21 protein-coding genes and 3 pseudogenes are annotated in these 20,653 nt (G+C 55.0%); 8 read left to right on the top strand and 16 right to left on the bottom strand.

All coding sequences use genetic code 11. From position 1 onward, the window contains the following. Positions 1–42 precede the first annotated feature (42 nt). The 7 genes from A7Q03_RS02215 to A7Q03_RS02185 all read right to left on the bottom strand — a co-directional run bounded on the left by A7Q03_RS02215 (position 43) and on the right by A7Q03_RS02185 (position 5,859). Positions 43–510, bottom strand: coding sequence for an RDD family protein (locus A7Q03_RS02215; RefSeq protein ID WP_167508171.1), 468 nt, complete (start codon positions 508–510; stop codon positions 43–45). A 170-nt stretch (positions 511–680) separates the two neighbouring features. After that, positions 681–1,226, bottom strand: coding sequence for an RDD family protein (locus A7Q03_RS02210; protein WP_067446934.1), 546 nt, complete (start codon positions 1,224–1,226; stop codon positions 681–683). Between the two features lie 200 nt (positions 1,227–1,426). Further along, a complete protein-coding gene (gene aroG / locus A7Q03_RS02205) occupies positions 1,427–2,479 on the bottom strand; it encodes a 3-deoxy-7-phosphoheptulonate synthase AroG (RefSeq protein WP_067446932.1) in 1,053 nt (350 codons plus the stop codon). A 289-nt stretch (positions 2,480–2,768) separates the two neighbouring features. Further along, the gene (locus A7Q03_RS02200) at positions 2,769–3,545 is read right to left on the bottom strand and encodes a ferredoxin--NADP reductase (RefSeq protein ID WP_067446930.1); all 777 of its coding nucleotides are present in this window, start codon (positions 3,543–3,545) and stop codon (positions 2,769–2,771) included. 2 nt (positions 3,546–3,547) lie between these two features. After that, positions 3,548–4,390, bottom strand: a complete 843-nt coding sequence (locus A7Q03_RS02195) for a J domain-containing protein (protein ID WP_067446928.1) — start codon at positions 4,388–4,390, stop codon at positions 3,548–3,550. A gap of 150 nt (positions 4,391–4,540) precedes the next feature. Next, on the bottom strand, positions 4,541–4,963 hold the full coding sequence (locus A7Q03_RS02190) for a DUF4124 domain-containing protein (protein WP_067446926.1): 423 nt from the start codon (positions 4,961–4,963) through the stop codon (positions 4,541–4,543). Between the two features lie 86 nt (positions 4,964–5,049). Continuing rightward, positions 5,050–5,859: an outer membrane protein assembly factor BamD gene (locus A7Q03_RS02185; protein WP_067446924.1), complete on the bottom strand. Its 810-nt coding sequence runs from the start codon at positions 5,857–5,859 to the stop codon at positions 5,050–5,052. On the opposite strand from A7Q03_RS02185, the gene rluD reads away from it, so the two are divergent. The 5 genes from rluD (at position 5,858) to A7Q03_RS02160 (ending at position 9,892) form a co-directional block, all read left to right on the top strand. After that, positions 5,858–6,976, top strand: a complete 1,119-nt coding sequence (gene rluD, locus A7Q03_RS02180) for a 23S rRNA pseudouridine(1911/1915/1917) synthase RluD (RefSeq protein ID WP_067446922.1) — start codon at positions 5,858–5,860, stop codon at positions 6,974–6,976. The genes A7Q03_RS02185 and rluD overlap by 2 nt on opposite strands. A 261-nt stretch (positions 6,977–7,237) precedes the next feature. Then, positions 7,238–8,224 carry a thiamine-phosphate kinase gene (gene thiL / locus A7Q03_RS02175; RefSeq protein ID WP_067446919.1) on the top strand — a complete coding sequence of 329 codons (987 nt, stop codon included), beginning with the start codon at positions 7,238–7,240 and terminating at the stop codon, positions 8,222–8,224. Then, on the top strand, positions 8,217–8,720 hold the full coding sequence (locus tag A7Q03_RS02170) for a phosphatidylglycerophosphatase A (protein WP_067446917.1): 504 nt from the start codon (positions 8,217–8,219) through the stop codon (positions 8,718–8,720). Before thiL ends, A7Q03_RS02170 begins: the two co-directional genes overlap by 8 nt. Before the next feature lie 10 nt (positions 8,721–8,730). After that, on the top strand, positions 8,731–9,207 hold the full coding sequence (locus A7Q03_RS02165) for a DUF4279 domain-containing protein (RefSeq protein WP_067446915.1): 477 nt from the start codon (positions 8,731–8,733) through the stop codon (positions 9,205–9,207). Between the two features lie 97 nt (positions 9,208–9,304). Beyond that, the gene (locus A7Q03_RS02160) at positions 9,305–9,892 is read left to right on the top strand and encodes a YhcB family protein (protein WP_067446913.1); all 588 of its coding nucleotides are present in this window, start codon (positions 9,305–9,307) and stop codon (positions 9,890–9,892) included. 76 nt (positions 9,893–9,968) lie between these two features. Here the strand turns inward: A7Q03_RS02160 and A7Q03_RS02155 are convergent. Beyond that, positions 9,969–10,528 (bottom strand): annotated as a pseudogene (locus A7Q03_RS02155) (tellurite resistance TerB family protein). Positions 10,529–10,738: 210 nt separating this feature from the next. Beyond that, the gene (gene clpB, locus A7Q03_RS02145) at positions 10,739–13,312 is read right to left on the bottom strand and encodes an ATP-dependent chaperone ClpB (protein WP_067446907.1); all 2,574 of its coding nucleotides are present in this window, start codon (positions 13,310–13,312) and stop codon (positions 10,739–10,741) included. 162 nt (positions 13,313–13,474) lie between these two features. On the opposite strand from clpB, the gene A7Q03_RS02140 reads away from it, so the two are divergent. Together A7Q03_RS02140 and A7Q03_RS02135 are read left to right on the top strand one after the other, a co-directional pair. Beyond that, on the top strand, positions 13,475–13,924 hold the full coding sequence (locus A7Q03_RS02140) for a thioesterase family protein (protein ID WP_067439001.1): 450 nt from the start codon (positions 13,475–13,477) through the stop codon (positions 13,922–13,924). Further along, complete coding sequence (locus A7Q03_RS02135; protein WP_067446905.1) at positions 13,921–14,838, top strand: tyrosine-type recombinase/integrase; 918 nt, start codon at positions 13,921–13,923, stop codon at positions 14,836–14,838. Before A7Q03_RS02140 ends, A7Q03_RS02135 begins: the two co-directional genes overlap by 4 nt. A 106-nt stretch (positions 14,839–14,944) precedes the next feature. Here the strand turns inward: A7Q03_RS02135 and A7Q03_RS10075 are convergent, their stop codons facing one another. The 7 genes and pseudogenes from A7Q03_RS10075 to A7Q03_RS10535 form a co-directional block, all read right to left on the bottom strand. Further along, on the bottom strand, positions 14,945–15,112 hold the full coding sequence (locus A7Q03_RS10075) for a hypothetical protein (protein WP_153705441.1): 168 nt from the start codon (positions 15,110–15,112) through the stop codon (positions 14,945–14,947). Between the two features lie 97 nt (positions 15,113–15,209). Further along, complete coding sequence (locus A7Q03_RS02130) at positions 15,210–15,485, bottom strand: hypothetical protein (protein WP_067444782.1); 276 nt, start codon at positions 15,483–15,485, stop codon at positions 15,210–15,212. 57 nt (positions 15,486–15,542) lie between these two features. Continuing rightward, positions 15,543–16,376, bottom strand: a complete 834-nt coding sequence (locus tag A7Q03_RS02125) for a PHP domain-containing protein (protein ID WP_067446903.1) — start codon at positions 16,374–16,376, stop codon at positions 15,543–15,545. 72 nt (positions 16,377–16,448) lie between these two features. Further along, positions 16,449–17,741 (bottom strand): serine--tRNA ligase, encoded by a 1,293-nt coding sequence (gene serS, locus A7Q03_RS02120; RefSeq protein WP_067446902.1) that lies wholly within the window; start codon positions 17,739–17,741, stop codon positions 16,449–16,451. Positions 17,742–18,046: 305 nt separating this feature from the next. Next, positions 18,047–18,190 (bottom strand): annotated as a pseudogene (locus tag A7Q03_RS10540) (cbb3-type cytochrome c oxidase N-terminal domain-containing protein); the annotation flags it as partial. 67 nt (positions 18,191–18,257) lie between these two features. After that, entirely contained in the window at positions 18,258–18,464 is a 207-nt protein-coding gene (locus tag A7Q03_RS10070; protein ID WP_153705442.1) for a hypothetical protein, read from the bottom strand. After that, positions 18,383–18,686 (bottom strand): annotated as a pseudogene (locus A7Q03_RS10535) (cytochrome C oxidase Cbb3); the annotation flags it as partial. The gene A7Q03_RS10070 and the pseudogene A7Q03_RS10535, both read right to left, overlap by 82 nt. A gap of 204 nt (positions 18,687–18,890) precedes the next feature. Between A7Q03_RS10535 and A7Q03_RS02115 the strand changes: the two are divergent. Then, a complete protein-coding gene (locus A7Q03_RS02115) occupies positions 18,891–20,630 on the top strand; it encodes a M61 family metallopeptidase (RefSeq protein ID WP_067446900.1) in 1,740 nt (579 codons plus the stop codon). The last annotated feature ends 23 nt before the right edge of the window (positions 20,631–20,653 follow it).

Below are 20,653 nucleotides of genomic sequence, written 5' to 3'. Positions count from 1 at the left end.
GGCTACCTGAATGATTCAGTCAGCCTTTCGTTATGCCGGCACTCACACCTTCACCACCAAAGTCTGCAACATCAAATCCTGCGGCGTTTGATAATTGCCGCGCTTGCGGCATAGCATAATCAGGTACAGCAATTGCACAGCACAATAGATAATGTGGCCCAAACCCAGGCCGCTGAGCAGCCCGCATAGCGAAAGCAAAACGGCAAAGAAAAACACTTCGCGCGCCAGCACATATTTAGCAAAGCCCGGGTTCTCGCCGGTATCCGTAATCACACGGATACGCAGGATTTTCTGGCCGATACTCTGACCGCTTCGACTCATGATAACAGCCTGCCAGAGAAATGACAGCACAGTTAGACAACCAATGATTAGTATAGAATCATACAACCACAGCAATTTGGCACGTGCATATCGTGGGTTCGCACCAACCGTTATGGTAAGAATGAAAAATATAATAGGCAGGATGCGGTCGATTGCCCCGGCCAGCAAGCGTTGCCACGGCTCGGCCAACTCTACTTCCTTCATCCGATCCGCTGCCTGCGGTGCGGCTTCTGATTGAGGAGGCCGATAGGCTTGGCGGAAGTTTTGCATGGTTTGTCCTCAAATTAGGGCAGATAAATAAGGCTACCTGAAAGCGGGAAAATGATTTCAGGTAGCCTTGTGTATGAATAAAAAATGGCTTAGTTTTTGATGACCAATGTCTTTGCCAGCAAATCCTGTAAGGTTTGGCGGTTGCGGCTTTCCATAAACAGCAGCACGATACAGGCGATGGTGGCGATAAGTGCCAGCGAATTGGCCAATGATTTGCTAACAATTCCGATAAGGGTAAAAATGAAGTTGTAGCCAAATTCGCGCACCAAGCAATATTTAACGAAACCGGGGTTGTTGCCATTTTCAGTGATCACGCGGATATTCAAGGCTTTTTTACCTATCGTTTGCCCATCGCGGGACATGATGACCATTTGGTAAATACCAAAGGCGAAAACGAAGAGCAAACTAAGTCCGATAACCATCATCGAATCTTTGATAAAAATTGCGATAACAAAAAAGAAGACCATAAAAATAGCGGCAAAAATCACTATATCTAGCAATCGTGCACCTATCCGCTGCCAAGGGCTGGCCAGATCCACTTCCATTTTACCGTTATCGAATAAATCATTTTCCAATGCGGTGGAAGCATAGGCTTGGCGGAAATCCTCGTTTGGGTTTTCACGGAAATCTTGCATAAGTGTATCTCCCTCAGGCAGCCGCAAACCTTTGCTCCTGCCCTGCAGGTTAATGGCATCGTTGAAAAATTATAGATTCTAACAGTTTGGTGTAATTTGTAAATATTTATAGGTTTTCAGGTAGCCTTTTGTTGTATTGGGCTATCTGAAGCGTATTGGAGGCATTGTATTTAGTAAAAAATCGGCAAAAGCCGCTTTGCTCATATTCTGCCGCGATTAGCTTCGGCCATCAGCGCAAGCAACTTTTCGGTGGCATCCCAGCCGATGCAGGCATCGGTAATGCTTTGGCCGTAGGTTTCGGGTTTGTCTTGGCGGCTTCCCACCAAGTGGCTTTCCACCATGATGCCCATGATGTTTTGCTCGCCGTTTTTCAGCTGCACGGCCACATCGTGCGCCACTTCTATTTGGCGGGTGTAGTCTTTGCGGCTGTTGGCGTGGCTGAAATCCACCATCAATTTGGGCGTTACGCCGGCTTTGGCCAGCTGTTCTGCAGCGGCTTTAACGTGTTCTGCGCTGTAATTCGGCTCTTTGCCGCCGCGCAGGATGGCGTGGCAGTCAGGGTTGCCGGCGGTGTGGACGATGGCGGAGTGACCGGCTTTGGTGACGGAAAGAAAGTGGTGCGGGTGAGAGGCGGCACCAATGGCATCGATGGCGATTTTGAGATTGCCGTCGGTGCCGTTTTTGAAGCCGACCGGGCAGGATAGGCCGCTGGCAAGCTCGCGGTGCACCTGGCTTTCGGTGGTGCGCGCGCCGATGGCGCCCCAGGAGATGAGGTCGGCATAATACTGCGGGGTGATCATGTCGAGAAATTCGGTGGAAGCGGGCACGCCGAGGCTGTTTAAATCTAACAGCAGGCGGCGGGCCTGGCGCAAGCCGAAGTTGATATCGAAGGTGCCGTTGAGATGAGGGTCATTGATGAGCCCTTTCCAGCCCACGGTGGTACGCGGTTTTTCAAAATAAACGCGCATCACGATAAGCAGCTCTTTCTCGTATTTTTTGCGCAGGGGCAACAGGCGCTGGGCGTATTCGAGGGCGGCTTTGGGATCGTGGATGGAACAGGGGCCGATGATGGTGAGCAGGCGTTTATTGCGGCCGTGCACCAGGTCGGCAATCTGATGGCGGGTGGTTTCCACCAAATCGGTGGCGGCTTCGCTGATGGGCAATTCGTAGAGGTGGGCGATGGGGGGCAGCAGCTCACTGATGCTGCGGATGCGTACGTCGTCGGTGCGGCTGAAGGCTTGGGAATGGCTCATGGCTGTGTTTTGCTGTTCGTGGGGAAGAGTCTTATTGTGGACTGAGCAGCGGCTGGTGGCAAGGGCTTAATTTTCAGGTAGCCTTGGATGGGCTTTTGAGGATACTTGAGAATTAATAGATGCTTGATGCACGAGCCTGTGGTTTATCAGCATCTCGTTAGCTCTGATGAATTTCAGCCAGCCTGTAATCTTGCGAGCCAAAAATCGGTTTCAGGTAGCCTGTTAATTGAGGCTGCCTGAAAACGTTGGCAACATCCTGCCTTGCAATTTCCGATATTAGTTAAAGGCATTAAAAGCCGTTTTCCATCATTATATGGCCGGGGATGCGGTTGCGGTGCATGGCAAAGCCAAGCTTGAGCAGAGCTTGGAAAGTGTCTTTTACCATAGCGGGATTGCCGCACAGCATGAAGCGGCTGCGCTCGGTGCTGAACGGCAGGCCGAAGGCTTGGCTGAGGCTGCCGTTTTCCAACAGCTGCGGCAGGCGTTGGCTGAGGCTGCCGGGCTGCTGCTCGCGGGTGAGCACGGGAACGAAGCGCAGTTTATCGTAATACTCGCCCACTAATGGGTGTTCGGCCAAATCGCGGATATGCTGGTTGAACACGGCTTCGTTGGCATGGGAAACGGAGTGAGCCAGGGCGAGATGGTCGAAGCGCTGCCAAATCTGCGGCTGTTGCAAAATGGAGAGGAAGGGGGCGATGCCGGAGCCGGTGCTGAGCATGATGAGGTCGCTACCGTCGGGGAAGCGTTCGGGCAGCAGGAAGCCGGTGGCGGTTTTGTCGAGCAAGATGGTGCTGCCGGCTTCCATCTGTTCGAATCGAGCCGACATGGGGCCGCCTTCGATGAGCACGGCGAAGTATTCGAGGGTGTCGTCGTATTCGGCGGAAACCACGGAATAGGCGCGCCAAATGAAGCCGCTGCCTTCGGGGAAGCCGAGGCGGGAAAATTGGCCGGCGGCAAAGCGGTATTCTTCGGGGCGGCTGATGGCGAAACTCATCAGTTTGGGCGTGTGGCGTTTTACCCAAAGTACGGTTTCTTCTGTGTATTTGGCGGCGGGAGAGGCGCTCATGATTATCCTTGCTGTGTGGGCGGGAGGGTGATGCTGGCATCGGGGTACACCGGCGCATCATTTTGTTTTTCTATTTGCCAAACATCGGTTTGGGTGTGGCGGCCGCTGTCTAAATCAAGATAGAGCAAGCGGTATTGGCCGGCACCGAGTTCGTAGAGGGTGAAGAACCCCTTCTCGGGCATGTAGAAAGTACGGATGTTTTGCCAGCTGCCGTCTTGCTGCATTTGCAGCTCCACCATGCGGTCGGCGCCGTGGTTGGCAATGCTGGCGATAGACATGCCGTTTTGCGCGGCCACAGGGTAGCCTGAAATATAGTCAGAAAAATACGGCCAGATGTTGCCGTTGGGGGCTTTGGCCGGGCGTTGGTAGGCGCTGCCTTGGGCGGCCAGCTGGCTCACGGCGGAAGGCGTATCTTGAGGCGCAGCCGGAGTTTTATCCAGCCACCACCAAAGTTGCAACACGAGCAGCCCAAGCAACAAGCCGGTGCCGAACACCAGCCAAAATGCTTTGTTGGCACGCAGCCGCTGCCACTGCGCTTTCAGCTTCTGCCCCCAAGGCACCAGCTTGGCCTGCTGCCGTGCAGCGGCTTGCTGCAGCAAGGGATTGGTAGCTTTGGCCTGGCGCTGGGCGGCAATCCAGGCATCGTGCCGTTTGCGTTGCTCGGGGTCGGACAACACAGCATAGGCCTTGTTTACCATCTGCATGATGCGCAGGGCTTCAGAATTGTCGGGATTAAAATCGGGATGATAGCGTTTCGACAGGCGGCGGTAGGCCTCGCGTATCTCCTTATCCGAAGCGGTCTCGGACACGCGCAGGTTGCGGTAGTGCGTGGGGATGGCGGGCATAAAGGCTACCTGAAAGCGTAAGCTGCAACGAAGTTAAATCGGGTGGGATGTTAAACGGGAAAAATTGGGTTGATTCGTTTTTCAGGTAGCCTGCATCACACCAAAGGCTACCTGAAAACGTTACTGCAAGAAATTAAAGCACAACCGGATTTATTTATTCAGGTTGTTCACTTCCTGCTGGGCTTTGTTCACTTCCTCTTCCAGCTTACCGATGCGCTCTAGATAGCGGGCGTAGTTGCGCTCGTTGCCATAGCGCACTTTGCGGCCTTCTTCCAGATTCTGCTGGGCTTGGCGCAGGCGCTCGGTGGCGGCTTGGCGCTGGCTTTCATTGGCAGCAGGCTGGGCGGCTGGGGTGGCGGCAGCTGGGCTGCTGTAGCTCGGGCTGCCAGGCGCGGTGCTTACGGGGGCGGGATAGGTGGTCACGCGGCCAAGGGTGACGGCACGGCAATTAGGGCCGGGGGTGGCGGTGTAGGTGCGGCGGCCTTGTCGGTCGGTGCATTCGTAGGTGGTGGCGCTGGCTACGGCACAGAAGCCCAGCAGGCAGGCGGCGAAGAAAGGGGGTAATTTTTTCATTTTCATATCCTTGTTTTGAAGTTAAGACGTTCTAGCTGATAAAGGCTACCTGAAAAACCGCTTTCAGTTAGCCTCCAAGTTCTATACTACTTCCAATAGCGCCACCACGGAATATCGTTTGGCTGCCATTCTTTCTGCAAATAAGGGCTTTGCGGGAAGTTTTGCGCCAACACGCGGCGGGTGTCGCTGCTCAACTCCGGTTTTTCCAAACGGGTGTAAGCGGTCATCATAATCGCCAGCGCCTCTTCCACATAGCGCGTGTTCTGATAACGGCTCACAATCCCCTGTGCGCGGTTGGCGGCGGCCAAGTAAGCGCCGCGCTGCATGTAGTAGCGGGCGATGGCCATTTCGTTACCACCCAAGGCATCTACCAAGCGCGTCATTTTTTCGCGCGCGTCGTTGGCGTATTTGCTATTGGGGAAGCGAGTGATGAGCTCGTTAAACACCTGATAAGCTTCGCGGTTTGCTTTCGGGTCGCGGTCGGACCAATCCTGCGAAGCCAGCTTGTTGAAGATGGATTTGTCTTGATTGAGCACAATCAAGCCCTTCAGATACAGCGCATAATCGGTGTTCGGATGGTTGGGATACAGCTTCAAAAACTGCTCCACATGCGCCAGCGCCTGCGGCTGCTGCTCGTCTTTATAATACACATAAGCCGTATCCAGCCGCGATTGCACCGCTTGGCGGGTGTTGGGGAAACGCGCCCGCAAAATTTCATATAAACGCACCGAACGGCTATAATTGCGGCTCTCCATTTCATCGTGCGCTTCGGCATACAGCTTATCTACCGACCAATCCTGCGTAATCTGGGCATCTTGGCTCACAGCGGTGGTTGAAGTGCTGGAGCAGGCCGACAGCATCACTGCCAGGCCGGTAACTAAAAGAATCTTTTTCATGCAGAACATTTCTTCCTATACCAACAATGACGCCGATTATAACGATGATTTCGACTTTTCGGCAGGGGCAGACGCGGAAAATTGTATAAATTTAACCGTGCCCACCGATTTGGCCGGCCAAAGACTCGATGCCGCGCTGGCCAAACTGCTGCTCGATTATTCCCGCAGCCGCCTGAGCACTTGGATTAAAGACGGCAACGTGTTGCTCAACGGCCAGGTTGCCCGCACCAAAGAGCGGCTCATTGGCGGCGAAACCTTGGAAGTGCATATCCAGCACAGCCACGAAACCGCTGCCTTTACGCCCGAGCCCATGCCGCTGGATATTGTGTTTGAAGATGACAGCGTGATTGTGTTGAACAAACCCGCCGGCCTTGTCGTCCACCCTGCCGCCGGCAACTGGAGCGGCACCCTGCTCAACGGCCTGCTGGCCCACTGCCCGGCATTGGCCGAAATCCCCCGCGCCGGCATCGTGCACCGCCTCGACAAAGACACCAGCGGCCTGATGGTGGTGGCCAAAACCCCGGCCGCACAAAACAGCCTCGTGCAGCAGCTGCAAGAGCGCAGCGTGAAGCGCATCTACCGTGCCGTGGCCGACGGCATCGTGCCGTTCGACGGCAAAATCGACACCCTCATCGGCCGCGACCCGCACAACCGCCTCAAAATGGCCGTAGTCGGCTTCGGCGGCAAAAAAGCCGTTACCCACATCAAAGTGCTCGAACGCTACCAGAGCCATAGCTACATCGAATGCGCCCTCGAAACCGGCCGCACCCACCAAATCCGCGTGCACATGCGCGAAGCCAAACACCCGCTTGCCGCCGACCCCGTATACGGCAACCCGCGCCACCCCTGCTCGGATGCCGTAAAAGAAGCCGTACACCAACTTGCCCGCCAAGCCCTGCACGCCTACCGGCTCAGCTTCGTCCACCCCGAAAGTGGCGAAACCGTACAATTCGAAGCCCCGCTGCCGGAAGACATCCACCACCTGCTCTCCGTATTGCGCTGGGAATGCGGCATGGATTCCGCCCTCAGCCACACCCTGCCCCCCGCCGAGCCCGATGACGAAGATGATTGGGATAACGACGATTACGACGTAGAAACCATCTACGTGCGCGATTAGAGGCTACCTGAAAATGCGGCTTCAACGAAATAAACAACAATCCTCCAGCCCAGCCCAAGCCAAGTTCCCACGCAGCAAAACACTGCGGCTTCAGCAAAACGAAAACATAAACCAAAGGCTACCTGAAAATTTTTAGCTTCACAGAAACTCTCTCTACTAGTTTTAACCTCGTTGCAGCTTAGTTTTAGCTTCGCAGAAACTCAGCTTCCTTTGGAAACTTCGTTTTCAGGTAGCCTCCACCCTATACCCAAACACCCCGCTATGCCCCAATCCACTACAAAACCCCTCGGCGAATTCGACTTCATCCACCGATACCTCACTGCCGAACAGCCGGCCGACCCCGAGCTCCTGCTCGGCATCGGCGACGATGCCGCCATCGTCCGCCCGCGCCCCGGCCATGATTTATGCTTCAGCAGCGATATGCTGCTGGCCGGCCGCCACTTCTTCCCCGATGTCGCCCCTGCCGACCTCGCGCACAAAATCCTGGCCGTAAACATTTCCGATATGGCCGCCATGGGCGCGCGGCCGCGCTGGGTGATGCTCAGCGTCGCCCTGCCCGAGCTCAATCCCGGCTGGCTGGAAGCATTTTCAGGCAGCCTGTTCGCCATGCTGTGCCAATACGGCATCACCCTCATCGGCGGCGACACCACCAAAGGCGATCTCGTTTTCAACGTGGCCATCACCGGCGAGCTGCCCGCGGGCCAAGGCCTGCGTCGCAGCGGTGCGCAAAATGGTGACGATATTTGGGTGTCCGGCCAAATCGGCCTGGCCGCCGCCGCCCTGCACCACATCTGGCAGAACATCAGGCTACCTGAAAACCTGTTTGCCGAATGTGAAGCCGCCCGCCTGCGCCCCACTCCGCGCGTATCCCTCGGCCAAGCCCTGCTGCCCGTTGCCACGGCGGCGCAGGATATTTCCGACGGCCTGGCCCAAGACCTCGGCCACATCCTGCGCGCCTCCAACGTGGGCGCAGAGCTAGACGCCGACCTGGTGCCCACCGCGCCCGGCCTGCGCCAATGCCTGCCCGAACAAACCGTATACGAGCTCACCCTCGCCGGCGGCGACGACTACGAATTATTGTTCACCGCCCCGCCGCAAGCGCGCCCAGCCGTGCTCGCCGCGGCCGAAAGCAGCCGCACGCCCGTAACCCGCATCGGTTGCATCAACGACACAGGCTACCTGAAACTGCTGCGTACCAACGGCAGCGAACTGCACCTTTCCCATTTAGGATTCGACCACTTTGGCTAAACAAAAACCCGCATTCCGCCCCACTTTCGCCTGGCTGCTGCGCCGCCCCACCTGTTTCCTCGGTTTCGGCTTCGGCAGCGGCCTCGCCCCGATTGCCCCCGGCACTTTCGGCACCCTGCCCGCCCTGCCCCTCGCCGCCGCGCTGATGGCGCTGGGCATCGACGGCTGGCTGCTCGCCCTGCTGTGCCTGCCCCTGTTTGCCGTCGGCATCTGGATTTGCAACCAAACCGAAGCCACCCTCGGCGTGCACGACTACGGCGGCATCGTGTGGGACGAAATCGTGGCCATGCTGCTGGTGCTCGCCTTCACGCCGCAATCTTGGGCGTGGTGGCTGGCCGCCTTCGCTGCCTTCCGCTTCTTTGATGCGGTGAAACCGCCGCCCATCCGCTGGTTCGACCGCCAAGTGGGCGGTGGCTTCGGCGTGATGCTGGACGACATCATCGCCGCGCTGATGAGCCTGCTCCTTATCCGCCTCGCCGTCTATTTAATCCAATGAAAATAAGTCGATGGATACGCCCAACCTCAACGAATGCTATCTCTACTTCGCCCTCACCGGCCGCGGTTTCGCCCCCGACGCCGTCAGCGCCGCCCTCAATCTTGCCCCCACCCGCGCGGTGTATGAGGGCAGCAGCATAGGCGGCAGAGTGCTGCAGCATGCCAGCTGGCAATACGGCACACCCGTGCTGCGTGGCGATGACGTGTTCCGCCTAAACGAAATCGCCGACGAACTCATCGCCGCCTTACTGCCGGTACAAGACAAAATTGCCGAGTTAGCCAAAGCCCACCGGCTCGAAGCCTACTTGATGGTTGTGCTCACCGTGAGCACCGACGAGCGCGACTCCACCCCGGCCATCGGCTTTTCTCCCCGAGTAATCAGCTTCTGCCACGCCGTGGGTGCCCGCATCGAATTCGATATCTACCAAGGCCTGCCCGAAGAAGAAACCGGCCACAGCGCAGATAATCCGCAGAGAGTGCTGCATTAACGCAGCAAACTTTTCAGGTAGCCTTTACACAAGGCAACAAACCGCCTAAATTGCTATACAATAGCTATACCGCCCGTCCACCACAAAGGAAAATCCCATGAACAACCTGCCCCTCATTACCCAATTTATCCTCACCGGCCTCGGCGGCTTCCTTATCGGCATGCTCATCACCCTGCTGTTCAAACGTGGCAACAGCAAACAGCAAGCCGAATTGGAAGAAGCCAAAAAAGCCCTGCAAGACTATCGCGAAGCCGTAAACCACCACTTTATCGACACCGCCGAAGCAGTGGACGAGCTCACCCGCAGCTATCAAAACGTATTCGCCCAGCTGAGCCGTGGTGCCGAAGAATTGATGACGCCCGAAACCTACCGCAGCCAGCTCGAACAGCGCAGCGGCCAAAGCGTTACCCTCTCCTACCTGGCCGAGCAAGCCCCGGAAGCCCATGCCGGCAACGCCGAGCAGCGCGTACAACTCGTGCCGCACGATGCGCCCGTACCCCTGCAAAACGACTTAGACGAAGCCGACGCCGCTGCCGATGCCACCGTGTTCAATCCTGCCAACACCACCGAACCCGCCCCAGCCGCCAGCCCGGAAAAAGAAACCGTACCTGCCGCTGAGCCGGCTGCTCCAGCCCCGGCAGATGAAGCCGCCGAACCCGCCAAAGAAACCCCGCCTGCGGTATGATGCTTCGTTCAGAACGGATTAAAGGCTACCTGAAAATTTTCAGGTAGCCTTTTGCTTATACCAAACGGCTGGTGTTTTATTGTGCCAACTCCAACTGCTCCACCAAACCGTCATCCAGCCCCAAAGCCTGCGACAGCCGGGACAAGAAGGCAATCTCACCGCGCACCAAATCGCCGCAAACCGCGCGGGCAACCAAATAGGCTTCGGCAGCCAGCGCCTGATCACCGCCCACCGCCTCGGCCAGCTCGTTAATAGAAGCCGGACGGGCATATTCGTTGGCCAGCCACTGCTGCAATTCGGCATCGGCACCACCCTCTTGGGCAATCAGCTGCTTTTCCATTTCATCAATCAAGCCGTCTGAAGCCGCGGCAGCAATCATGGTGCGCAAAATCACGCGGCTGCGCTCTTCAGCCGGCTGCCCCTGCGCTGCAAAAGCCGCTTCAGGCAAAGCGGCTACCGTGTTGTTTTGCCGGCCTCCCTGCCAGCTTTGGTAGGCCTGATAGGCCATCATCCCCAAGGCAGCAGCCGAACCGGCCTTCAGCAATGATTTCGCGCCGCCTTTTTTCAGCAGAATCGCAGCCAGCCCGCCGATTAACGCCCGCCACCGAACGAGTTGAGCAGATTGTTATCAGACATCACTTGGTTGCCGCTTTACTGCACGGCACCAAATACTTGGTTGAGCAGGTTATTGAAATCCATATCATATGGTTTCCTTTTTGTGTGAAATTGTAGCTTGCTGTAGTTTTCACATAACGCATTTCCCGCGTGATGTAAAGCAGGCTACCTGAAAATATCGGTTTAATCATTTTCAGGTAGCCTGCTGTTTCAAACATTCAAGCCTTCAAATCAGGCAAACACTAATCTGCCGCCTTCTTCTTTCACATGAATCGTGCTGTCTGGTGCGTATTTGCCTTCGAGCAGGGCTTTGGCCAGCGGGTTTTCGATTTCCGATTGGATGGCGCGTTTGAGCGGGCGTGCGCCGTACACGGGGTCGAAACCGGCTTCGGCAATCAAATCCAAAGCGGCATCGTCTACTTTCAAGTGCAGGTGCTGCGCTTCCAAACGTTTTTCCAAGCCTTTGAGCTGGATTTTCGCGATGCTGCGGATATTCTCCTGATCCAAGCCGTGGAACACGACCACTTCATCAATACGGTTGATCATTTCGGGGCGGAAGTAGGCTTTCACTTCTTCCATCACCGCTTCTTTCACGGCATCGTAGTCCTGCGTGCCCATTTGTTGGATGTGCTGGCTGCCGATGTTGGAAGTCATGACGATGACAGTGTTTTTGAAGTCCACAGTGCGACCTTGCCCGTCGGTCAAACGACCGTCATCCAATACTTGCAGCAGGATGTTGAACACGTCGGGATGGGCTTTTTCCACTTCGTCCAAAAGAATCACGCTGTACGGTTTGCGGCGGACTTGTTCGGTCAGGTAGCCGCCCTCTTCGTAGCCGACATAGCCCGGAGGTGCGCCGATGAGGCGGGCAACGGCGTGTTTTTCCATGTATTCGGACATGTCGATGCGGATGAGGTGGTCTTCGCTGTCAAACAGGAAGCCTGCCAGGGCTTTGCACAACTCGGTTTTACCCACGCCGGTCGGGCCTAGGAACAGGAAGCTGCCGTAAGGTTTGTTCGGATCGGCAAGGCCGGAGCGGCTGCGGCGGATGGCGTCGGACACAGCACGCATGGCTTCGTCTTGTCCAACCACGCGGCGGTGCAATACTTCTTCCATTTTCAATAGTTTGTCGCGTTCGCCCTCCATCATTTTGGCGACGGGGATACCAGTCATGCGCGATACAATTTCGGCCACTTCGTCCGCGCCGACTTCGGTGCGGAAGAGTTTGTTTTGTTTTTTGCCGTCGGGGTTGCTTTCCGCCGCCTGCAACTGTGCGCCCAATTTCGGCAACTCGCCGTATTCGAGTTCGGACGCACGGGCAAAGTTGCCTTGGCGTTTGGCCTGCTCGATTTTTATTTTAATGTCGTCCATCTGTTTTTTGATGTCGGCGGTGCTGGAAGACGCGGCTTTTTCGGCTTTCCAGATTTCGTCCAAATCGGCGTATTCTTTTTGCAGACCGTCAATTTCTTCGTCTATCAGTTCCAAACGTTTTTTGCTGGCGTCGTCGCTTTCTTTGGCAACATGCATTTTTTCCATTTTTAGCTGGATGATGCGGCGGTCGAGTTTGTCCATCTGCTCGGGCTTGCTGTCCAACTCCATTTTGATGCGGCTGGCGGCTTCATCAATCAAATCAATCGCTTTGTCAGGCAGGAAGCGGTCGGTGATGTAACGGTCGCTCAATTCTGCGGCGGCAACGATGGCAGGGTCGGTGATGTCGATGCCGTGGTGGATTTCATAGCGTTCCTGCAAACCGCGCAGAATGGCGATGGTGTCTTCCACGCTGGGTTCGCCGACCAATACTTTTTGGAAGCGGCGTTCGAGTGCCGCATCTTTTTCGATGTATTGGCGGTATTCGTCCAAAGTGGTCGCGCCGATGCAGTGCAATTCGCCGCGCGCCAAAGCTGGTTTCAACATATTGCCCGCGTCCATCGCGCCGTCGGTTTTGCCAGCGCCGACCAAGGTATGGATTTCGTCAATGAAAATCAGGGTGTTGCCGTCGTCTTTCGCCAAGTCGTTCAACACGCCTTTCAAGCGTTCTTCAAATTCGCCGCGGTATTTTGCGCCGGCAATCAATGCCGCCAAATCCAAAACCAGCAGGCGTTTGTTGCGCAGGGATTCGGGCACTTCGCCGTTGACGATGCGTTGCGCCAAACCTTCGACAATGGCGGTTTTACCCACGCCAGGTTCGCCGATCAGCACGGGGTTGTTTTTGGTGCGACGTTGCAATACCTGAATCGCGCGGCGGATTTCGTCGTCGCGACCGATAACGGGGTCGAGTTTGCCGTCGCGGGCGCGCTGGGTCAGGTCAAGCGTGTATTTTTTCAGAGCATCGCGTTGGTCTTCGGCATTGGCATCGTTCACGTTTTGTCCTCCGCGTACCGCATCAATTGCGGCATTGATGTTTTGTTCGGTCGCACCGGCTTCTTTCAGGATTTTGCCAGTCGCATCGTTCTGCTGCACCAAGGCGAGCAGGAAAAGTTCGCTGGCGATATAGGCATCGCCGCGTTTGACGGCGGCCTTATCCGTCAGATTCAACACCGCCTGTAATTCGCGGCTGGGCAGAATATCGCCCCCCTGGCCGGACACTTTCGGCAGGCTATTTAAATGTTGCTGCAAACGCTGCTTCACTTGCGGCACGTTCACGCCCGTATGAGCCAACAGTGCAGATGTTCCGCTGTTTTGGTCGTCAAGCAGGGCTTTTAACACGAAACCTGCTTCCAGATAGCTGCTATCCGCAGCCAAGGCCAAACTCTGGCCTTCTTGCAAGGCCTGTTGGAATTTAGCGGTTAATTTGTCGTATCGCATGATTATTTCCTTTGCATATTGTTTTCTTGCAAGGCATATGGGTTTGGAGCAGATTTTGTCAAGGTATTTACACAGCTGTTTTACAGAATGTTGTTGCAACACGTTCAATAATTAGGCAACAAATGCTAAGATAACATGGTTTTTAATCAGCGGAGCCCTAGTATGCCAGCCGCTCAGCGCATCCAAATCAACCTGCCGGAACACTTCTGTTTTGAAACCCGCATCATGCTAGAAGTCGGCCACCTCAACTATGGTAACCACCTTGCCAACGATGCCGTTTTGCGCATCGCCCACGAAGCCCGCTTACGCTTTCTTGCCGCGCACGGCTGCACTGAAACCGATGCCTTCGGTGCCGGTCTGATTATGGCCGATGCTGTCGTGCAATACCGTGCCCAAGCCTTTCATGGCGAAGAGCTGCTAGTTCAGGTAGCCTTAGGCGAAATTGGCAAGGCCGGTTTCCCGTTTTTCGCCAAACTCTCCCGGGCAGCCGACCACACCGAAATCGCCCGCGTACAATGCGGCATGGTGTTTTTCAACTACGCCGCCCAGCTTATCGAGCATACTCCCGCCGCCTTCCGCGCCCATTTTACTCACCACAGAGCAGAGCAATGAGCAGCGGTTGGATAGCACAAATCGAAGCCTGGCTGCACAGCCTGCAACAGCAAAACCACTCCCCTCACACCCTAGCCGCCTACCGCCGAGACCTCGCCTGGCTGGCCAATTTTCAGCCGCAAAGCGCACTTGCCCGACCATTGTTCACCGCCGCCCTGCGCCAGCTTGGCCAACAAAACCAGCACCCACACAGCATCGCCCGCCGCCTCAGCGCTTGGCGGCAATTTTGCCGCTGGCTGGTGCGAACAGGCTATCTGAAAACCGACCCCACCCACGGTCTTAAAGCCCCCAGATCCCCTGAACGCCTGCCCAAAGCTGTACCTGCCGAGCCGCTTAACCAACTCCTCGACCAAGCCCCAGAAAATCTGCTCGACAGTCGAGACCTTGCCATCTTTGAGCTGCTCTACGGCAGCGGCCTGCGCCTTGCTGAAGCCTGTGCTCTCAACCTGGCCGACCTTAACCTGCAAAGCGGTTGGGTGGCCGTCACCGGTAAAGGCTGCAAACAACGCCATCTTCCCCTCACCGCTCAAAGTATCCGCACCCTCGAAGGCTACCTGAAAACCCGTACCGCCGCGCCCAACGAAACAGCCCTCTTCACCGGCCGTACCGGCCGCCGCCTCGGTGCCCGCCAAATCCAAAAACGCCTGCAACAATTCGCCGCCCGTTACGGCAGCTGCCACCTCAGTCCCCATATGTTGCGCCACAGCTATGCTAGCCACCTGTTGCAAAACACCCGCGACATCCGTGCTGTACAAGAGCTGCTCGGCCACAGTCAGCTCGCCACCACCCAGCACTACACCAAGCTGGATTTCGACCATCTCGCTCGCGTGTACGATGATACCCACCCCCGTGCCAAGCGGCAGCAAACCAAAGCTGAAACAATGCAAGATAAAGAAGGAAAAATAGAGAAATAGTGTTGCTTATTAGCCAGCGTGCGATATAAAAAAGGACTACCTAAAGGTTTCAGGTAGCCTTTTTCGGCAATTTGAGCAATAGCGCGCGCAGTGCCCAATCAAGCAATCAGTTCAGCGTTCTGTTCTGCTCGATTTCCTGTTTTTTGCGCTCCAAGATACGCTCAATTTCCTCTTCACGGCGCTGGCGCTCAATTTCCTGTTCAATGCGACGGTTGCGGAAAAAGAAGAAAGCCACTACACCGGCCAAAATCAGGGCTAGTAAAACCAAAAACATATTTATCACTCCTCTAATTATTAATAAAATCTTCGATTATCAGTCCTACATTCCTTCCTCACGAGGAATACAGCCTGACACTTTTCGGCAGGTTACCTTATTTAGCTTTTTTTGTCTTTTCTCCATTCACACTTTGCAGTCGGTCTGCAATAAATCCCTGGATAAGTTCGCGCTTTTCCCAGAAGAAGGTTTGCATTTTGCCTAGGGAATAAATCTTGCGCACCATGCCGGGCAGGCCGGCATGCACGATGGCGGCAATTTCGTTGTTGCTTATTTCTTCAGCCATGGCCTGCTCCAGCGTGAGCTTTTTCTCAGTAAGGTAGTCTTGCAGCTGCTTTCTCACATAGTTGTTGATTTCAAACTGTTTGATCATGGTTCATTTCCTTATATCGTTTTCCCGTGCACAAAGCATTAGTGCGTGAATGGAGTACTACAAGCAAAATTCTTGCCAAACCGGCCGACAGCGCTCGGGCAGTGGCGGGCATGCACCGAGGCGACCGCTGCCGAAGTCGCCTATGCGATGGAAATCGCTACCAGCGCTGGCCAGAAAGCCGTGTTGCTCAGCGAGGCGGGCGTAGTTGAGGCGGTCGTTCAAGTCGGTGGTGCTGCTGTGCACCTCAATAGCCTGCCCACCCAGCGCTTTAAATTCAGTGAATAAATTACGCTGAGCGGTGGCAGAGAGGCCGTAGCGGATGGGGTGGGCAACAACTGCAATGCCGCCTGCGCCCAAAATAGCAGCTACGGCCTCTTCGAGCGTAGCCCATTCATGCCTTACGTAGCCAGGTTTACCATCACCCAAATATTTTTTAAAAGCCTGCTGTTTATTACGCACATGGCCTTGTTCCATCAGCCATTGCGCCAGATGGGTGCGGCTGGCCATTTCACGGTTGGGCACCAGCGCGAGCGCGCCCTCGCAGGCACCGGCAAGGCCTTTCTTCTCAAGCTTTTCCGCCATGCGCAAAAAACGCTCCAGCCGTCCGCGCCGCAGCCTGGCCAGCAGGTTTTGCAGTACGGCATCGGTGTCATCGAAATTGAGGCCAACGATATGGATGGTGCGCTTGCGCCAGCTCACGGAGACTTCCACGCCGTTTATCAGCCGAATGCCCAAGGCTTGCGCTTCCTGCCGTGCTTCGTCCAGGCCGCCGGTGTGGTCGTGGTCGGTAAGCGCAAGCAAGGTACAACCATTGGCGTGTGCTAGTTTCACCATTTCGCGTGGTGGCAGAGCACCATCTGAAACATTGGAATGGCAGTGTAAATCTATCATCTAGTCAGCTAATTGATATTACATGAAGGCTACCTGAAAAACCAAAAATAGGTTTTCAGGTAGCCTTTAGGCTTAGGGAACAAGCTTGTCCACGCCGCCCAAATAGGGGCGCAAGGCAGCAGGGATGTTGATGCTGCCGTCGGCATTTTGGTGGTTTTCTAACACCGCCACTAAGGTACGACCTACTGCCAAGCCGGAGCCGTTCAGGGTGTGCACTAAGCGATTTTTACCATCTTCATCTTTGAAGCGGGCTTTCATGCGGCGGGCTTGGAAATCTTCGCAGTTGGAGCAGCTGGAGATTTCGCGGTAGGTGTTTTGCGCGGGCACCCACACTTCCAAATCGTAGGTTTTGGCGGCACCGAAGCCCATGTCGCCGGTACACAGGGTAATAACGCGGTAAGGCAGTTCGAGCAATTGTAGGATGCGCTCGGCGTGGCCGACCATTTCTTCTAGTGCGGCATAGGAGTGTTCTGGGTGGACGATTTGCACCATTTCCACTTTGTCGAACTGGTGCTGGCGGATAAGGCCGCGTGTGTCTTTGCCGTGTGAACCGGCTTCGCTGCGGAAACAGGGTGAATGGGCGGTAAGCTTGATAGGTAGTGCATTGGCGGACAGGATGCGCTCGCGCACGGTGTTGGTCAGAGTTACTTCGGCAGTGGGAATAAGGTATTGCATGGTTTTGCTCTCGTCGCCACCACGGGTAACGTGGAACAGATCTTCACCGAATTTGGGCAGCTGGCCTGTGCCGATGAGGGTGCTGTCGCTGACGATATAAGGTGTATAGCACTCTGTGTAGCCGTGCTGTTGGGTGTGGGTGTCGAGCATAAATTGCGCCAAGGCACGGTGCAGGCGGGCAACTTGGCCTTTCATCAGGCTGAAGCGGGCGCCGGAAAGCGCAGCAGCAGTTTCAAAGTCGAGACCGAGCTTTTCGCCTAAGTCCACATGGTCTTTGATTTCGAAATCAAATTGGCGCGGGCTGCCCACGCGACGCACTTCTACATTTTCGGTTTCATCTTTGCCGGCCGGCACGCTCTCATGTGGCAGATTTGGAATACTGAGCAACAGAGTGTCGATTTGTGCCTGTACGGTTTGGTAATCGGTATCAGCCCGTTCTAAATCAGTTTTGATTTTCGCCACTTCGGACATGGCTGCTTCGACTTCGGCGTGCTTACCCTGCCCTTTGAGCGCGCCGATTTGTTTGGACACGCTGTTGCGCCGTGATTGCAGCTCTTCGGTACGCATCTGCAGGGCCTTACGATGCGCTTCCAGCGCGTCGAAGACAGTAGGGTTGAAAACAAAACCGCGCTGCGCCAGTTTGGTAGCAACGGCGGCCGCATCGGTGCGGAAAAGTTGGATATCTAGCATGATTTGCGTCCTGTAAAGAAGATTTGGCTATATTGTAAACGCGGCGTATAGGAAAGGCTACCTGAAAAAGCTAAGGCATTTTTCAGGTAGCCTTCAAATGGATGCTTTCTTACTTGGCTGCAGGCTGCGATGCAGAGGAAGCAGCACTAGCTGACGAAGCGCCGGCAGATGCAAGAGCGGACGCTGTTGTTGCTGCGGGCTTGGTGGCACTACTCGGATTAGCTTTACCCCACACATAGGTGGTTAGGATAGCCGATGGAAAACAGTCAAATCAGAATAATATGAGGTAAAACACTAGAGTGTGACAGCGGATCGTTGTATTCCTCGATGCCGTTCCAATTGTGGCCGGTGGTTTTTACATCTTCGCCTTTGGCCGGTATCTTAACTTTACTTTGCGACAAAATTAGCCATATCAGCCTGATAAAGCTGATTGCGACGATGCCAGTAATGTAGTAGTTCCGGAAATTGCCAGTTTAAAGAGGGATGTATTCATTGTTGTGCTCCGTATTCACGGCTTTAGGGAGTCTGGTTGTTGTTATTGATCGAATCATTATCATCGATGATGTGCCGCTCCTCTTCATCGTAGTGCGTTTTGAATTTGTCGTAGTAGTAGGCAATATTGATCGGTATACTCCAATTTCCTTGGTATAGTTCATTGGCAGGGCAACCGCCGCCAGCAGAATCACCAGCTGCCAGCTCCAGAATGTAAAGGCTGGTAGTCAACCGCCATATAGACGAGCGTTACAAGCGTGCTGCACCATAATTAAGATGTGGCAATTAAGCCACAGCTACCGAATACAAAAATAATGGCATTGGTATGCGGTGGACGTAAACGGCCAGAAGGGAACCACGGCCCCAACTCAGATAGATTCAGCTGCGGAAAATAGAGCTGTGCAGTCACAGTTACTCTAACCAATATTCCAACCACACCCCAACCACCGTCATCACGGCAAACTGCCGCACTACTTTGTAGTTATAGGTTTATGTTCTCATGAAAAATCTCTATTCTCTATATTGAAAGATAGCTGTACTCTCCTTTAATACTGGTATTGCATGTAACTTAAACAGTATATAAAGCAAATTTTCATTTTTAACAAAACAGGTTTCCTGAAAAAGCTGTATCCCATTCAGTTCTAGCGAAACAAGCAAATGCTCCACTACACCATTACTCCCTTGCCTGAACAGCATCTCTTCCGCGTCTGCCTGCGTTTCAGCCACTGCGGCAGCCAAGCCGTCCGCCTTACCCTGCCCAACTGGGTGCCCGGTAGCTATATGATTCGCGAGTTTGCCCGGCACATCGTCCGTATTGAAGCCAGCTGTAACGGCCAAACTGCCAACTTACAAGCCGTCAGCAAAAATATCTGGCAGGCCGAAGAAAACACACTCGGCGACTGGCTCATTGAATACGACGTTTATGCCTTCGATCTCTCCGTACGCGGCTGCTATTTAGATAGCGAACGCGCCTTCTTCGACGGCGCCGCCCTGTTTTTTCAGGTAGCCTCACACACCGAAGAGCCACACCAAGTCGAACTCTGTTTCCCCAGCCAATGGCAAACCGCCACCGCCCTGCCCAGACTGGATAACCATCTCTACCAAGCAAACAACTACCGTCATCTTATCGATTGCCCGCTTGAATCCGGCACCCTCGAAATTCTCGAATTCACCGCTGCCGGCATTCCACATCGCATCGTCCTCAGCGGCCACTACCCCGACTTCGACCGTCAACGCCTGCTGGCCGACACCCAAGCCATCTGCACCGCCCAACTCCAATTCTTCCCCAACCCCGCCCCATTTACGCACTACACCTTCTTGCTGCACCTGGGCGATCACGTCTACGGCGGCCTCGAGCACACATCATCCACCGCCCTGCTCGCCGATCGTAGCTGGCTACCTGAAAATAATCTTGTCGAAGCCTCTGCCAACTACACCCAGCTGCTCGGCCTGATTTCCCACGAATACTTCCATGCCTGGAACGTCAAATCCATCAAACCCGCCGCCCTCGCCCAATCTGATCTCAACCAAGAAGCCTACACCGAGCTTTTATGGGCATTCGAAGGCATCACCTCCTATTACGACAACCTATTCCTCGTGCGTAGCGGTTGTATCAGCCCCACCGCCTATCTCGAGCTCTTAGCCAAAACCATCACCCGAGTACACCGCAATCCCGGACACCGCCTGCAAACCCTAGCCCAATCCAGCTTCCACGCCTGGGACAAATATTATAAGCAAAACGAGAACAGTCCCAATGTCATTACCAGCTACTACCAGCAAGGCACCCTCGCCGCCCTTTGCCTCGACCTGTACATACGCAAGCAAAGCCGGCATAGTCTCGACAGCATCATGCAAGCCCTCTATCAGGACTGGCTGACCAGAAAACAACCCCTGCACGAAACTGAATGGGAAGAGCTTGCCCAAACCATCACTGGCCTCGACTTACGTAGCCTGTTTAACCAACTCATCCGCAGTACCCAAGCCCTGCCTTTCGAAACCGCCCTCGCCCACGCTGGCTTGCGCCTGCATTGGTTGCCCTTGCCACCCTCGCACAACGGCGGCTGCGGGCTGTTACCCCCTACTCTGCCAGCCAACGACTTCGGTGCCCGCTTCCAGCAAAACAGCAGCGACATCACCCTAAGCCACGTACTCAACGGCGGCAGTGCCGAACAAGCAGGCCTTGCTGCAGGCGACCGCATCATTGCCATCAACGGCTATGCTGCCAATGACTTCGCCGTTCAATGGCAGCAGCAGAAAGCCAGCAGCCAAGCCAAATTGCACTACTTCCGATACGGCGTGTTGTATCACACCTCTGCCACTGTACGGCTTGCCGCCGCCAACACCGCCTGGCTTACTATCGAAAATCCAGTCGCACTACAAACCTGGCTGCAAATATAGCCAAAGCACTGGTTTTCTTCCTA

The organism is Eikenella sp. NML99-0057 (assembly GCF_001648535.1).
Lineage (GTDB): Bacteria > Pseudomonadota > Gammaproteobacteria > Burkholderiales > Neisseriaceae > Eikenella > Eikenella exigua.
The sequence above is the reverse complement of the archived record's forward strand: the minus strand, read 5'-3'. Positions and strand labels throughout refer to the sequence as shown.